16 protein-coding genes are annotated in these 14,428 nt (G+C 61.1%); all 16 read right to left on the reverse strand.

Annotated elements, in window-relative coordinates; genetic code table 11:
- Positions 1–40: 40 nt before the first annotated feature.
- The 16 genes from ACZ5IL_RS15290 to ACZ5IL_RS15365 all read right to left on the reverse strand — a co-directional run bounded on the left by ACZ5IL_RS15290 (position 41) and on the right by ACZ5IL_RS15365 (position 14,349).
- Positions 41–1,102, reverse strand: a complete 1,062-nt coding sequence (locus ACZ5IL_RS15290; RefSeq protein WP_464592764.1) for a hypothetical protein — start codon at positions 1,100–1,102, stop codon at positions 41–43.
- A gap of 2 nt (positions 1,103–1,104) precedes the next feature.
- A complete protein-coding gene (locus tag ACZ5IL_RS15295) occupies positions 1,105–2,709 on the reverse strand; it encodes a hypothetical protein (RefSeq protein ID WP_464592766.1) in 1,605 nt (534 codons plus the stop codon).
- Between the two features lies 1 nt (position 2,710).
- On the reverse strand, positions 2,711–3,868 hold the full coding sequence (locus tag ACZ5IL_RS15300; RefSeq protein WP_464592768.1) for a tail fiber domain-containing protein: 1,158 nt from the start codon (positions 3,866–3,868) through the stop codon (positions 2,711–2,713).
- A 12-nt stretch (positions 3,869–3,880) separates the two neighbouring features.
- Positions 3,881–4,336, reverse strand: coding sequence for a GNAT family N-acetyltransferase (locus tag ACZ5IL_RS15305; RefSeq protein WP_464592770.1), 456 nt, complete (start codon positions 4,334–4,336; stop codon positions 3,881–3,883).
- Positions 4,333–4,566: a hypothetical protein gene (locus ACZ5IL_RS15310; protein ID WP_464592772.1), complete on the reverse strand. Its 234-nt coding sequence runs from the start codon at positions 4,564–4,566 to the stop codon at positions 4,333–4,335. Before ACZ5IL_RS15310 ends, ACZ5IL_RS15305 begins: the two co-directional genes overlap by 4 nt.
- Positions 4,566–6,326 (reverse strand): hypothetical protein, encoded by a 1,761-nt coding sequence (locus ACZ5IL_RS15315; RefSeq protein WP_464592774.1) that lies wholly within the window; start codon positions 6,324–6,326, stop codon positions 4,566–4,568. The genes ACZ5IL_RS15310 and ACZ5IL_RS15315 overlap by 1 nt, the downstream gene beginning before the upstream one ends.
- A gap of 78 nt (positions 6,327–6,404) precedes the next feature.
- Entirely contained in the window at positions 6,405–6,986 is a 582-nt protein-coding gene (locus tag ACZ5IL_RS15320; RefSeq protein ID WP_464592776.1) for a DUF4376 domain-containing protein, read from the reverse strand.
- Between the two features lie 9 nt (positions 6,987–6,995).
- Entirely contained in the window at positions 6,996–7,637 is a 642-nt protein-coding gene (locus tag ACZ5IL_RS15325) for a hypothetical protein (RefSeq protein ID WP_464592778.1), read from the reverse strand.
- The gene (locus ACZ5IL_RS15330) at positions 7,637–8,485 is read right to left on the reverse strand and encodes a hypothetical protein (protein ID WP_464592780.1); all 849 of its coding nucleotides are present in this window, start codon (positions 8,483–8,485) and stop codon (positions 7,637–7,639) included. The genes ACZ5IL_RS15325 and ACZ5IL_RS15330 overlap by 1 nt, the downstream gene beginning before the upstream one ends.
- 9 nt (positions 8,486–8,494) lie before the next feature.
- A complete protein-coding gene (locus ACZ5IL_RS15335) occupies positions 8,495–8,818 on the reverse strand; it encodes a phage fiber-tail adaptor protein (RefSeq protein ID WP_464592782.1) in 324 nt (107 codons plus the stop codon).
- Between the two features lie 9 nt (positions 8,819–8,827).
- On the reverse strand, positions 8,828–11,698 hold the full coding sequence (locus ACZ5IL_RS15340; protein ID WP_464592784.1) for a beta strand repeat-containing protein: 2,871 nt from the start codon (positions 11,696–11,698) through the stop codon (positions 8,828–8,830).
- 47 nt (positions 11,699–11,745) lie between these two features.
- On the reverse strand, positions 11,746–12,189 hold the full coding sequence (locus tag ACZ5IL_RS15345) for a hypothetical protein (RefSeq protein WP_464592786.1): 444 nt from the start codon (positions 12,187–12,189) through the stop codon (positions 11,746–11,748).
- A 15-nt stretch (positions 12,190–12,204) separates the two neighbouring features.
- Positions 12,205–12,828 carry a hypothetical protein gene (locus ACZ5IL_RS15350; RefSeq protein ID WP_464592788.1) on the reverse strand — a complete coding sequence of 208 codons (624 nt, stop codon included), beginning with the start codon at positions 12,826–12,828 and terminating at the stop codon, positions 12,205–12,207.
- Positions 12,825–13,502, reverse strand: a complete 678-nt coding sequence (locus tag ACZ5IL_RS15355) for a phage adaptor protein (protein WP_464592790.1) — start codon at positions 13,500–13,502, stop codon at positions 12,825–12,827. Before ACZ5IL_RS15355 ends, ACZ5IL_RS15350 begins: the two co-directional genes overlap by 4 nt.
- A gap of 3 nt (positions 13,503–13,505) precedes the next feature.
- A complete protein-coding gene (locus tag ACZ5IL_RS15360) occupies positions 13,506–13,793 on the reverse strand; it encodes a hypothetical protein (RefSeq protein ID WP_464592792.1) in 288 nt (95 codons plus the stop codon).
- Between the two features lie 100 nt (positions 13,794–13,893).
- Complete coding sequence (locus ACZ5IL_RS15365) at positions 13,894–14,349, reverse strand: hypothetical protein (protein WP_464592794.1); 456 nt, start codon at positions 14,347–14,349, stop codon at positions 13,894–13,896.
- Between the last annotated feature and the right edge of the window lie 79 nt (positions 14,350–14,428).

Consider the following 14,428-nt stretch of genomic DNA (forward strand, 5'->3'; position numbering starts at 1 on the left):
CGTCCTACGCGGATTGATTGTTCACTATAGTCTGATTGCGTCAGGCTTGCCAATTCATCGGAAGCTGATCTTGCGAAAGTAGGATGCTGGCGCTGGAATCGACGATCTGCGGCGCGCGCGCGACCGGCCCTCGAGTCAGAGGCAAGACCGTAATCTGCGGAGCTTTGATCCCGCCAAACGGGTTGCCCATTGGCTTGTGACCACCAAGCCCGGGGGTGAATCCCTCGAGGCCGCGTGGCCCTCCCGAAAGGTCGGCCGACGGCGCCGAGTTTGACGCCGGCGAGTTTGATGCGACGTCTACCCTACTTGTGTCGAGGCGCGGCGCGTTCGGAAATGCGTCGCGGTAGTCCTGATCTGACATCCGATTGCTGGCGACGTTCGTGTCTTGTGGCGTTGCCCCGATGTTGCTCGCCCACTTTTCGTAGGCTTTAACGCCGCGCGAACCGCTCCCGCCGGCGTTCCCGGGGGAAAAGAACGTCTCTCCGCCATAATCGGACCGATAGGTGAATGCGCCGCTCTTTCGCTGCTTATCCGCGAAACTTCCGGACGCATTGTCTGTTGCCAAGTTCGAGACGTTCGATCCGGCGAGCACTTTGTCGAGGTTGGTCTCGATCATCGACAAGACTTTCGGCCGTCCGAGCGCCTTGGGGTTGTATCCCGCGTAGTACCCGTGCTCGTCGATGCCGCTGGTCTTGTGCAGAGTGGCCTGCGCGGCCAGCGACGTTCCGCTCATAGCCGCCCGGTTCATCATGGTCTCTAACACTGCCTGGTTCGCCGTCGGGTCCAGGTTCTCGCCCGCGGCAATCGCCATGATCTTCTGTCGAAGTGCTGGATTCTCCTTGAGCTCGGCTGCGAACCTCGACCGATCGATCCCGGACACCTGCGCGGGCGACGGCGGCGTTGCCGCTGGCTGGTTGGGTTGGCTGGTGCCGGTACCGACCGCGCCGCCATTGAGAGGCGTCTTCTGAGACATATCCCCGACGAGATATGGACGGGTGGCCTCGGCGCTGACGAACATATCACCAAGGCCGGGCTGCTGCCGGCTCAGGTCGGTGGGGTCGAAAATGTTGCCAAGGCCCGTGCCACTGTAGTTATCGAACATGACTATCGCCCTTTAGGCAGATACGCCTGCGCCTGCTGTTCATGCAGCGCGTTTGCGTATTGATCGGCGCTTACCTCGTCCTTGAACACGCCAAGGTTCTCGCCGCTCTGCTTGAAATGCTGGATCGCCTGTTCGTTCGAGACCACACGGCCGCCGATGACGGTAGGGATAAGCACCGCCTTCCCATCTGGCAGCGTGACCGTGATCGAGCGCACGGTGCTGATCGATCCGTCGGCATTCTTTACCGTCGGGCGCCGGCTCAAGTCGATGTTGCCTTGCCGAACCATGCCATCGGGCGGCTGCTGGGTGGCAAGGTAGAGCGGCTGACCTTTGCCGCCTGCCACCGCTGCCGCAGCGGTCGGCTGTGCGGCGATGCCTGGTGCTGCCGCAGCCGGCGCGGACGCGGATCTCGCCAACATGGCCGGTAGGCCGATTCCCATCGCTACTCCCTGCGGTGCTGTCGGCGTCGGTTCTGCCGGCGTACTCGACGGGGCACTCGACGGTGGCGGTGCTGTCACCGAGGCCGGGCTTGTCGGCATGGGTAGCGCGCCGGCTCCACCGGCCCCGGCTACCGGCTCGCCGGTTTTCTGGTTGACGATGATCTTTCCAGCAGATGACTTTCCGCCAGGCGCCGCGGCAACTGGCTGTGCAGCAACCTCGGCCGGGGCGCCGGGGACAGGCTTGGCAGGCTGTGCCGGAACACCAATTCCCGGCGCGGAGGTCGCCGCGTAATCATCCTGCTGCTTGAGAAAGGCGCGCACGTCCGCATCGGTCGGCGGCTTGCCGTCGATGCTCGCCTTGGTGAGAACATCTTGCGCAGCGGCATACCGCTCCTGCGGCGTCTTGCCCTTGAGCCCGCGGGCTTGCTGGGCCTCGGCCGCACGGATATCGATGTCCTTTTTCAGCTTATACTCTGCAAGATCCCCGCTGAACTTCTTCGCGGCCGCCGCATCCTTCATCGTCTCGCTAAAGAGCGCCGACGGGTTCGCCCATCCCTCGATGGTCTGCCGAAGCTGATCGGGGCTATCGAACTGATAGATGTGCTCCTTGCCCTTGCTATCGGTGAACGATGCCGTGGCGTTGAATTTGCCGCTCTCGTCAGTCTCAGCGCGCAAGCCATCGAACTTGCCCATGCGCGTGCGCATTTCCTTGGGCAGGGTATTGAAGAACTTTCCCATTTCGGTTTCGAGGCCGGAATAATCGCCAGTGTTGGCGCCGTCGTAAAGCTGGCCGATGACCTGGCCCATCGACTTGATCTGCTTCTTTGTGTTGGTGTCGCTCGACCACTTATTCCACTTCGCCGCGCTCTCAACATCGCCCTTGGATAGAAAGAAGCTCTCCATTTTCGGCGCATAGTTCTGCGAGAACCACTCGTCCGGGTGGTTCGGATCGGCTTGGCCGTTGGCCACCGCAGCCTCGAACCCGGCCTTGCCCTGCTGGCCAAGCGAATCCATTTCGGCTTTTTGCTGCTGGGTGCGCTGCATGTCGTGCAGCTTCATTTCGTTCATTGCGTTTGCTTGGCGACCTTGCTGAATGCGCTGGCCAAGGCCGTAGCCATTCTGCATTCCGGTCACAAACGAACCAAGGCCGATTCCCCATCCCGACATATTAGGCCGCCTTCTTCATGGGTTTCTGCTTCGGCGCGCGCGCGCGCGCCGTGTTCCTAACGCCGAGGCCGACCGCGTGCTCGATGCGATCAACCTGCCCCGATAGCTCCTGCACCGCGCCCATCGTGATCCCAATGGCATCCATGAGCGGGATCATCTTGCCGTCGCCGTGGCCGGTTGCCTTCTTGAAGTCCTCGGCATAGGGGCCGGTGTGCTCGGCCGCGCCGCCGTCCGCGATGCCCTCTTTGTAGCGCCACCGCTCGACCGGCATCTTTTTGACCGCCTTGAGGTTGCCCTTCGACTTCTTCTTGTCCTTCTTGAACTTCTTCGACGATGCTCCCATGAACATGCCCATGATGCCGCCGATGCCCTGCATGATGCTGGCGGTCTGCTGCGCCTTCATCTGTTCTTGGGTCTGCCATGCCGAAACCGACGTCTTGTACTGATCGTTCAGGATGTTGGCCTGGTTAGAGTATCCTGCCATCGCACCCTGATATCCTTGGCTCACCATCGGAACGGCGGCGAGGAATTGGCCGTTCGCGGCGTTGGTTACGTTCGCCGCGCCGGTACCGGCGTTCAGCCCGAGCCCGACAGCCTGCGATGCCTGCGCCGGCAAGCCGTTCCCGATGTTGATGGCGTTGCCGCGGAGCGCGATGCCCGTCTGCTCGACGGTCTTGCGCGCGTTCGTCTCGGCGCCGGCCGCGGTAACTGCGGTCCCAAGATCGGCGGCGCGATTGATGCCGGCAAAGCGCCCCGAGTTCGGGTTGACACCCATCGCCGACATCTGCCGGTTGGTCGCCCCGCGTTGCTGGGTTGCGTTGCTGATGACATCGGCTTTGGCGGTGGCCGCTGCTGCGGCCTGACGCTCCGGCGTGTCGTAGTTCTGCGCCTCTTCGACGAATTGATCTTGTAGCGGCTGGAATTTATCGACGTAGCGATCGTGGGCCTCCCTCGCCCAGGACTGCTGCTCCAACGCCGTGTCGTACTGGTTTTGCGTAACCTTCTGCGCCAGCGCATCGATCGGCTTTTGCCGCTCCTGCGAGACCGCATAAGTGTCCTTGGCGAACGAAAGCCACTGTTCGCCGAGTTTGGCATTCATCAATGCCGCTTGCCCGATCTGCGGATCGGGAGCCGGAGGCGAACTTCCACCCTTGCCCATCGTTCTTGTCCTTTACGCCGCGTGCTTCGCTAGATTGAGGTCAATCCAGCGGCAGTTCTCTTTGAGTAAACCCATGATGATCTCGTCCCGCCCGCCCGGCGCGGCTCTACGCATTCGCCCCTCCTCGATAAATCCGAGGTGAAACCCGAGCCGCAACGAATCCGAATTGATCTCGTCAACTTTCGCGGTGACACGCGGAAGACCGAGCTGCACGAACGGATAGGCGAACGATCGATACAGAAACTCGCGCGTCATCCAGCGCCGCGAGCCATCGGAGGCGATCGAGATCAAGCAATTGCACTGATCGAATCCGCTCCACACCGTCACAGCGGCGATCTCGTCGCCGACTTCGCAAGCGATCGCGTACGCATCGCTGGGAAACACCGTCCCCGGCGCAATGACTGCCGCCGCCCACTGGCAAAATTCCTCGGTGCGGCCATCGATGTGCCCGTACGCCACGCGCTTCATGGCTTCACCTGCGCTGCAATGACGTCGATCGCCGCCCGGAGCGCCTCGTAGTCCGCCAAAAGCTTGTTATACGCCGTGTCCGTCACGGTCCCGGTCACGGGAACGGCGGTCGATTTCGGAAGTGAAACGAGCGCAGCGAGATCACGACGACGCACCGCTGCGGCCGGCCGCGCTTTCGGCCCGCGCGCGCCGGCGAGTATCTCAAGCCGTTCTTTATCGATCGCGTCCATCAGCTCGCCGCCATCGATCGGAGTTCAGCCACGCTGGTCGCAAGGGCGATTTGCTCCACATTCGCCGTGCCGAATACGTCAACCTCCCATTTCCGCGCCTTAAATCCGGACGGCAAACGCACGACGGCGCCGGTGCGCGTCACAGCGGCTTTCAGCACACCATCGGCGTAAACGTTCACGGTTATGGTGCGGGCCGGCTCGGGGAGCGGAATGAGAGGATCGCCCGCGACCGCATAAGTATTAACCTCGGCTCCGTTCAATTCCGCGCCCAGTCCCAGCGGCGATGCCAATAGGGCTTCATTCGCGGCTATGGCCGCAGCGCGCGCAGCATCGATGTTCGCAACATCCTGCAAGGACGGTGCGTTGTCGGAATCGACCCGGATAGCGGCGAAATTGCTGGGAGCTGCCAACAGGAGCGGCTTGGATTTCCAATATTGATCGAGCGGCGGACCGCTCGGAGCATCGAACCGCTCGATCGCCCCCGTGCTCGTCAGGAAGTAGAGCGCGCCCTCCGAAATATCGTAATAGAAGGCAATCGCGCGGATATTCGAGCGGGTGAGAAAGGCAACATCACCTTCGGCGATGATGCTGAAAGAGCCGATGAGTGGCGTCCCATCTGGATTTGTGGCGTTGTAAGACGCGACATAGCGGCCGGAGGCTTGCCCGGCACAGATCGTCGCGGGATTAAACTGCTGCCATGCTTCACGGCTGAATAGCTTGCTGGTGACGAGCTGCACCTGCCCGCTCGCGCCGGCGAGCGCTAATCCCTCGTGGCTCGCATAGGCGATGGCAAAACCGAGATCCACAACGCTGAACGGGTTCACGCACGGCAGGTTGGACTCGATCTTAATCATCTGCATCGAGGACGGATCGGTGCCTTGCACCAGATACGGCATTCCCTCGGTCATAACGATCAGAGACGTGCCGATCGCGCCGAGCGCCACAATGTCGTAGTCGGTGGTGAGCACGTAGGCTTCTGGCCAAGCGTGCGGCAGCCACGGCTCGCAGAAATGGAGATCCCGTCCCGTAAACCCAGCCATCATGCCGTTCGGCATGGTGGTGAAGCCCTTCAATCCGTCCGGAGGCGCATTGTAGGCGCGCGACGGAATCACCTCGCCGAACGCATCCTCGGCGATTGTATCGACATAATCCGAGTTCGAGACATTGCGCTCTGCGATGAAATAGAGGTCGGTCCCGTTATTGCCGGTTTGCGTGCGGTAAATGCGCTGCTTGGTGATATTGCGCCCGCCAGGATCGCCCTCAAAGCCGGACAATGTGACCGTCTGGCCTACCTGCAATCCGACGATATCCGAGGCCGGGTTCGGCTCCGATTCCTCGCCGTAGGCGGTCACAAACGTATAGACATAGACGCGCGAGATCGTCGCACCGCTCCCTGATCCGGAAACGACGCCAGAAAGCGCGGCCGTGGGAAATGGCACCGCGAGCGGGTACTCCGTGCTCCCGACACGCATTTTCGGGGCGCCGTCGCCTGAAATATAGAGCCGATCGGTCGCGACAGGGCCGGGCACCGCGCGGACGTAACCAGCCCAACCGAGCCATGTATCGGAGTGGCGGCAGAGCGACTGATACCCGCCCGGATAGCTCTCGAATTGAGAAATGTGCTGTGGTTCACGAAGCGGAGCCAGCTTGCCGCTATCGAGGCGCGTGTTCACGGCCTGCTGCGCGGCGTTGGGCGGCAGCAAGTTGGCGCTGATGCGGGGCTGTTCGCCCGAAAATGCGTTGAGCAACCACGCGCCCATGACGATAAGGCTTCCTTTTCAGAAAGCCGCGCGTCCTACGCGGGAAGACCTATCCTATAACCGATTTGCCGGCCGGTCTCAACCGAACGCCGCGTCAACCTGTGCAGCGCCGGCGATTTCCTCGGAATCGATCTTAGCTGCAACGGTCGCGAAGGTGGCGAAGCACGTGGCGACATGCTCGAGCACCGCATTCGAGATCGCAATCACTTCGGCCGCGGTCAATGTGTGAACGCTGTTGTCCGCCGCAACCCATGGCGTTGTGAACCCGCTATCGGCCGCGGCAGCCAAACGCGCGCCCATAATCATCTGCTTGGAGCGATCGTCAGTCGCGATCGGGATGCCGTTGACGATGACGCCACCGACTTCCTTCCGCCATCGCCTGTCCGCCGCATAGGCTTTGAGGTCGGTCTTTAGGTCGCCGTAGGAGATCACCTGAACGATGTTGCCCTCACCATCGCGGCTGAACGTGTAACCAGTGGGGACGCGGCCCGCTGTCATAGCCGCCGGCTGCACCCGATAGACGCCGATCGCGGCGAGCTCCTCGTCGGTCCACAGCTCCGCGACGTCCCATCCGTGCTGCACGTCGTTGACGTCCCGGAAGGACGCACCCTGCATGATTTCGACGAACGTATCCGCTGGGTTCTCTTGTACGATCAACATCACCTGTCCTCATGTCCACGAAATGTAAACGCCACCATCGCCGCCGGAAGCCGCGGCGTGCTGGTCCCCATACGGCCATGTGAAAGACCCTGGGCTGCCCGGAGACCCGCGGCTTCCAACGACGATTACGAGCGATTGGCCTGGCACGAGAAGCCCTCTACTGACGGTGCGCACAGAGCGCCCACCGGGGCCGCCATTTCCGGCGTAATAATAGGCGTGGTTCTCTGTAGACCCGAAATACGAAATGACATGCTCCCACCCACCGGCGCCGCCGCCCGGACCGCCACCGGGATAGTGAGAGTCTCCACCCGCGGCAGAGCCGGCAGAGCCGTTGCTCGTGTTGTTTGTTCCGTAGACGCCACCGGCCCCACCACCACCGGGATACCCGATGACATTGAGCAAGCCGGAATTGGGGTAGTAGTAGGCTTGAGAATAAGTACCGTCGCCTCCGGGATTTCCGGACGGCTGCGGATTCTCCGCCTGCGCGCCAGCAGAGCCGCCGCCGCCGCCGCTGGCCCCGCGAACGTCAAACGTCATCGTGCGGTGCTTGGGGATCGGGAGCGAGTAGACCCCAGGCGTCGTGTAGCTAAGGCTCCCCGGCACAATCGGAGCGTGGCGGCCGATCAACTTAGGCCGAAACGGAAAGCACATTAGGTCACTCTCCACGCTGACACGTGGCAGTAGCCGCCGTCGTACCACATCGCACCAACGAGCGCGTAGGCCCCGGAAGATGATGTGACGAGCGGCACCTGACCATCAGGAAAGACGAAGTTGCCAGACCAGCTAATCGTCTTCCCGCCGCCAGCAGGCTGCACGAAAGCGAAGTTGATCACCTGCCCGCTCTTGAGGTTAGTCGGGTTGTTCATGGTGACGTTGCCGGACAACACGATGTAGAAACTGCTGCCCTCATTGGCATCAAGGGCCAGCGAGCCAGAAACCCCCGATTTGGTCACGCGAGCGGCGGCTGCCCAAGCCTTTTCCGGGGTGACACCATCGGTGCTGGTGTTCGACATGATGTCAGTAGCCGTCGCGACATCCTTGTGCGCCATCGCCCCGAGCTCATCCATCACTTGCGCAACGCGCAGCGGACTCATCCATTTGTTGGCATCTACGCCCGCTAGAGCATCCGCTTCGGAGGCGGCGTTCGCGATTGCGACGTAATCGTCCGGCAAGTCATCGAGCAGGGTTTGGAGCGCGCCGAAGAATTCATTGAAGGCGCCGGCTGTGACGCGAAGACCCACGTGGCTGCCCGCATCGAAAGCTGCCGCGGAGGTGCCCTCCTGACCACGCGTCACTGTGAACATATCGCCGCTGCGATCGGTGCAGCGCATGATTTCATAACCGCCGCTCGCGTTGACAACGGTCAGCGGGAACCAATCTCCCGCGCCAAGGGTGGGGAATTTCGACCCGGCTCCCGATCCGACCGAAAAGGTCGTAGCGACATCATCGATCGCGCCTGCGAGCACCGAGTTGGCGTTGTTCGTGATTTTGATAGCCATCTTTTGTCCTCACCCGAGCGATCGAACTTTGAAAACCACCATGTCTTGCTCCACTTCGCCTGTGGACGTCCCGACGGTGAACACGATCTCGTAGGTTTCGCCATCGTCGCCGCCCTCGACGCGGTAGGTAATTCCGTCACCGGCGGCGTTCGGCTGATAGTCGTTAACCTCGAGCGGCGTCACAGCCGGATCGACAAACCCGCTCGCTGTCACCGTCACATCAATGACAGACGTGATTGTCTCGCCGCTTTGCAGCCACCTCGAATAGTTGATGGAGCGGTCTTTCTTCTCGATTGGGGTCTTGGTGTATGTATCGAGCCGTCTCGGCTTCATGACTTTCCCCTATGCGACAGAAGTGCGCCGCTCCGGCGCGGCTTGTGAAGGTCTCTCTTTTGCTGGAACAACCGCGGTGCGTCGTTCTTCCATAACGATCGCTGTGCGGTTTTCTGCTGGAACGATGGCCGTTTGCTCTCTCGACAGCACCGACATGAGGCTGAACGCGCGCGACCGCCTACCGACCAGTGCGACGCGACCAGTGATTGCTAAGGCTCTGACGTGGCGTGATGCGACTGCGGTTGGTTGCGCGCCTATGATCGAGATCGCGCCGGCATAAGTAATCGCGCGCCGACCGGCGGTCGCATCCGGAATAGCGCCAACGATGGCGATAGAGCCAGCGGGAGCCAAGGCGAATTTATGTTCGGTGACGTTGGCGGTAGGCTGCGAACCGGCGACCGACAGATTGCCGGCGACAGCCGCGGCTTCCTGATGATCGGACGCAACAGAAAAGCCACCCTGGCCTTCTGCGCGAATATGCCCAGCACTGGCGATGACGATCTTATCGTTCGTCGCAAGCCCAACATTCCCGATTAAAGAACACGACCCGGTAGAGGCCAGTGTTTCCTTGTGGTCGGTCGCCTGCGCAGCACCTTCCGAACCGACCGTCGCTACTGAGCCAGCAACAGCGTGTGCACTCTTCCCGCCCGTCGCTTCGGCGTACGGCACCGCGCCTGAAACAGACACGCCGCCGGAGATTGCAACCGATGATTTGTGGTCGCTCGCGCGCGCAGTCGGTGTGCCACCCTCGACAGAAATGCTCCCCGCTTCGGCTATCGCTTCCTTGCGGTCGGATGCAAAAGTGAAAGCCACCTGCCCGACGTCAGCAACGTGCGCCGATGCCGCCAACGCACTTACGTGAGCACTCGTAAATGCCACGGCTCCCGTCACACTAACGGACCCGGCAACCGCCGCAGCACTGTCCGTGGTATCCCACTCAACGAATCCTGAAAGAGGCGGATAGGTCAGAGAGGAGAAACGAACGCTAGTTGTGAATCCCCCGCTGCTGGCATTGGCCTGAACGCGCCATGCCGTGAGCCCAACGCCAGAGACATCGATATTGGTGAAGACTGTCGCGCCATTATAGCGCATCGACGCCGTTTTATTCGGGACGTCCAGGTCAACCGTGAAAACGCCATTGGCAACAGGGGCTGGCGTGCTTGGGCCTGTGGCGATGATATTGCCTACTGCGTCCCCAGCTATCCAATTCGACCCATTCCAATCAAACCAGAAACCATTTCCATTGACGCTGTTGCGGACGCTAAAAATCCCAACGCCTTCGAATGTTTGTTTGTCTTTCGCGGTCCTCTTGGTGACACAGTAGGACACACCTGTGGACGAGAACGTCAGGTTGCCGTTTGATAGCGTGCCGGTTCCTGTGAAATTGACGATTGACGCAGGATCGAGGGTGGTTGGACCCGCGCCGATACCTGTGGTTACGGCTGCGATGCCAACACTTGTAGAATCGGAAACGGTCCCGGCAATCGCTTGAGCGATGATGACCGCCGTAGCAACCGCATGTGGCGTGGCACCAACAACTCGAACTTGACCGACAGAGGCTAGAGCGATGCTATCTGAAGCCGCGACGCCGATGCTCCCGATGATTGAAGCCGACCCGGACGCCGCTGTGGCCCTCTTGTGATCGCTCGCGACGGCGACAGGCAAGCTCCCCGAAATGCTGGTCAGCCCCGGCGTCGCAACCGCCAGGTTATCGAGAGTGGCGGTGCCTGCTGCCGGTGTGACCGAAATCACGCCCGCCGTGGCCCGAGCAGAAATGTCTATGGCTGCGAGGATCTGCGAGCCGATCGCGGATATCGCGCCGGGGGAAGCGAATGCGTCCTGCCTGTCGCTTGCTGAAGCAAGACCGATTGCTCCGGAATCTGTGCACGAACCCGCAATTGCGAAGGCCGCCCTGTGGACAGTCGCCGTTGCTTCCGCCGTGTCGCCAACGACGCCAATATGCCCAGCGGCCGCAGAAACAGACTTGTTATCGCTGGCGCGCGCAAGAACCGGATTGCCATCAACCGAGACGCCGCCTGCTAACGCAATGGCTGCTTGGCTATTCGAAGCGAACGCGAACCCGTTGTTGCCAAGTATGGAACCATGCCCGGCCGCGGCGGCAGACCGAACGTTGGCGGTTCGTGTTGAGACACCAACCTTACCGAGCGCTTTTATCGATCCCGAAGTCGCGACGGATGTGCCACTGCTCCCCGTTGCTGGCCTAATCGCAACAACGATCGACGACCATCTCACGTAGGGCTGATTAGCATTCCCGTTGGTTCGGGTGCGCGCTCCCGTCGCGCCCGCCGTCGTCTGCGTTCCGTCTCCAATCCAGCTAATCGTTCCGGATCGTCTAACCGATATTGTCGGCGTACCGGCCGATACGGTACCAGAGCCAGGGCCGTCCCAAGTGCTTTCCGCATAAAGCAGGAAGCAGCCATTGGTAATAGGAGTTATCGATTGATAAGTCGTCGTAGTCCTGGCTGCTCCCGCGGGAGACGTCCCCGAATTCGCCGTGACCGCAACAACATCAAACGGAGTCGTCGTATCGACCCCGGTGAGCCGAAACATAAAGCCTTCGGTGTCGGCCGAAGCATGCGTAAAGGTGTAGTTCCCAGACTCGCCGGAAGCCACCTTACCGGCGACATGTATTGCGACCGTGTAGGGGTCGGGGTTGTCGATTGCTGACGGACTACCGGAAGCCGCCACAAAGCCGGATGGCAAACCTACGGACAGCGCCGGAACGCTCGACCCGTCACCGACGTGGAGAACCGATAAGAGAAAGTCGCCGTTGGCGATACTACTCGGCGCGATGATGGTTGTATTGGTTCGGGTGGCCAGAGTTGGCGTATTGCTGACCGAACCTACGGCGATTGCCATCCCAAATTCCTATTGCGGCTTGGCGATAACCGCACCCTTTGAGGCGACTATGCGTTTACGCTCTGTTGGAACCAGCCGTTCGATGCGTGAGGACCAACAGTCAGCGTGTTGCCATCGGTCGCGGTCAGGTCAGCCGGCGTGGCGTCGAGCAGCATGTAGCCAAGGAGCTTGTCGGCGGTGGTGTCACGGATGACGGCGCGCCGCGCGGTGATCGAACCGCCGGATGCGGTCCAGACCTGATTGTCGCTCGTGAACTTGGCCACACCACTGGATCGGGTCCATGTCACGTTCGCCAGAGTGGCGCCGCCATTGGTGTAGCCGTTCGCGGTCGAGAGCTCGTTGGTCAGGTTGGCGTATGCATCGTGCGAGCCGGAAGGCGTGTAGGATGACGTGTGCAGTGTGATCTTGAACGTGTGGCCGTCGAGATCGATGGTGCCATCGCCAAGATATTCCGCTACGCCGTCGTAGAGCGTGAAAGTACCAGCCGCCATTGTTGTGTCTCCTTGTTAAAAGTATCGCCCGCGCGTGCGGGTGCGCCCGCCCTGCTGGCCGCGGATGCCCTCGTTCGAGAGGGAGTTGAGTCGGCTTTCGAATAGCGAGATCAGCCCGGCGCCGAGCTGCGGATTAGCGAAAGCCATGTTCGGCATGATGAGCAGCTCGCCGGCGGCGCCGTTGGCGAGATCATCGCCGTACTCGTCAAGTAGGAAATCAGGCAGCGTCAACGCGGTTGCGGCTGGCTTGGCGATGAATTCAACGAACAGGGTGCCGGATGACCGCGGAACGGCTTGGATCGAGCCTCGCTCCGGTGCGACGTACCAGCTCGCAGCCGCGCAGCCGATCTCGGCGGTGCGCCAGTTGGGGCTCTTTTTCGCAAGCTCATTGAGCGTGATCGGATCTAGCGGGCGATCGTCGATCGCGCACGATGAAATCTGATACAGAACGGAATCCGGCTCTAGCGAGATCGGTTCGGCATCGTTGCCGGTGGTGATTATGGTGTCGGTGCACTTCCAGAGCTTTGTGCGCTCGCAAAACTTGGTCGCGGCAGTCCGTAGGCAGCGAACCATGAGCGGTTCGGGCGCGCTGCCGGCGTAGGGCAACACCAGAGGCAGGAAATCGTCGATATCCCTCATGTGCCGGCCACTCCCGGACGCGCATTCGGGCTGTTGGCGCCCTCAACTTGGGTCTTAAGACCGACGGCGACGGCGAACGCCTGAAAGTGTGCGACCGAGCCCGCGGGATTGCCGGCCTCGTCGTCCTTCGACATCGCGCGAAACAGCACGTAATCAAGGATCGGCGAGAGATAGATGTCTTGCAGGCCGATAGCCTGGGTGTAATCCGCAGCGATCGGAGTCGGGAGCTTCGACAGCACCGCCTCAACCTTCCCGGTGCCATCGTTGCCCGGGTAGACGTAGAAGGATTGAGGGCTTTCTTCGTCAAAGACGAACTGCCGAGCCTCTTTCTTGTACTTGGTGCGCGTCGGATCGTGCCAATACGGCTCTTGAGCGTCGAGCGCGTCTCGCGTGGTCACTCGGATGATCCTGCCGCCAACGCGCGGCGGCCCAATGGTGGTGATGTTGCGTACCACCCGCAGCAGCGACAAATACTGCTCTGGAATCGCTTGATAGGTGCCAACCGCGAGCGAGAGAACATCCGTCACCGAATTCGCGGACGGCTTTGCCAGCAGGATCGCCTTGACGGCTTCGTTAATCCATTCGGCCAACTCAGGCTTCGTCCAGCGCACCGCGTCCTCGTCGTTGAGAACGCGGCCTGCCAGTGTCATCACCTGAGTTGCCGTGATGGTCATTGCTTACTTGGCCTTCGCGGGCTTCTTGACTTCGGCGTCATCCTTTTCAGGAGCGTCCGTTGCGGTATCCGCAGTCGCCTCAACCCGCGCAGTATCAACCGCCGCCTTCTTGGGTTGCTTTACGAGCCGATAGCCCTCCTTGATCGCAAGGAAGGTCTGGATATGATCTTCGTCCTCGACCTCGCACACATGCTCAGGCTTGCCCTTGATGTGCGTGAAGAAGTGATAAACATCGTCGCCGAGCTGGACCTTCGTCCCTTCGGCACGCTTGATGAGACACTCGATGAGCATGTCGGCTTCCTTCGCCTGCTGAGAAAAAGGCCGGACAGTGCGAACCGCCCGGCCGAGGTTCGAGCGCCGGGCCTTGGGGAGGCCCGGACTCGGGAAAGCGTTAGCCGCGGTAGAGGACCGTCAGTCCGACCTTGCCGGCCTGCGCCGCGTCCGGGATAGCGCTGATCTTCACGCCGATGCCGCGATCGACATCGGATCGAGCGATGCGGAATGCCGTTTTCAGCGTCGGCCGAGCAACTCCACCCGCCTGCGCAACGGTCGATGCAGAAAAGAACTCGGCGCCGCAGGTACGGCCACCGTCGTTCACGCCGAAGCTACCACTCATGATCCCGACATCGATCGTGATTGCCGGCGTGCCGTCAGTGTCGAGATCGTCCGAGTCGAGGATGACATCGACAGCATCGCAGCCTGCTGGCAGCGGACCCATTTCGATGATGTTGTTGAGCGTAAGATCTCCGGTCGCGAGGTCGATCGCAGCGCGATAGCTGACGATCTCGCCAGCATTGGCAGGGGTCGGAGCAAGCACGCCGCCCTTTGCGTAATCAGTCTGTAGCATGGTGAGCCTCTGCTCGTTGAAATGGAGGGGATTTGTTGAAGCGCCGCAAAGCGGCGCCTCACGATGTCATGGCCCGGAT

The sequence above is a fragment of the Nitrobacter sp. CN101 genome, assembly GCF_055390255.1.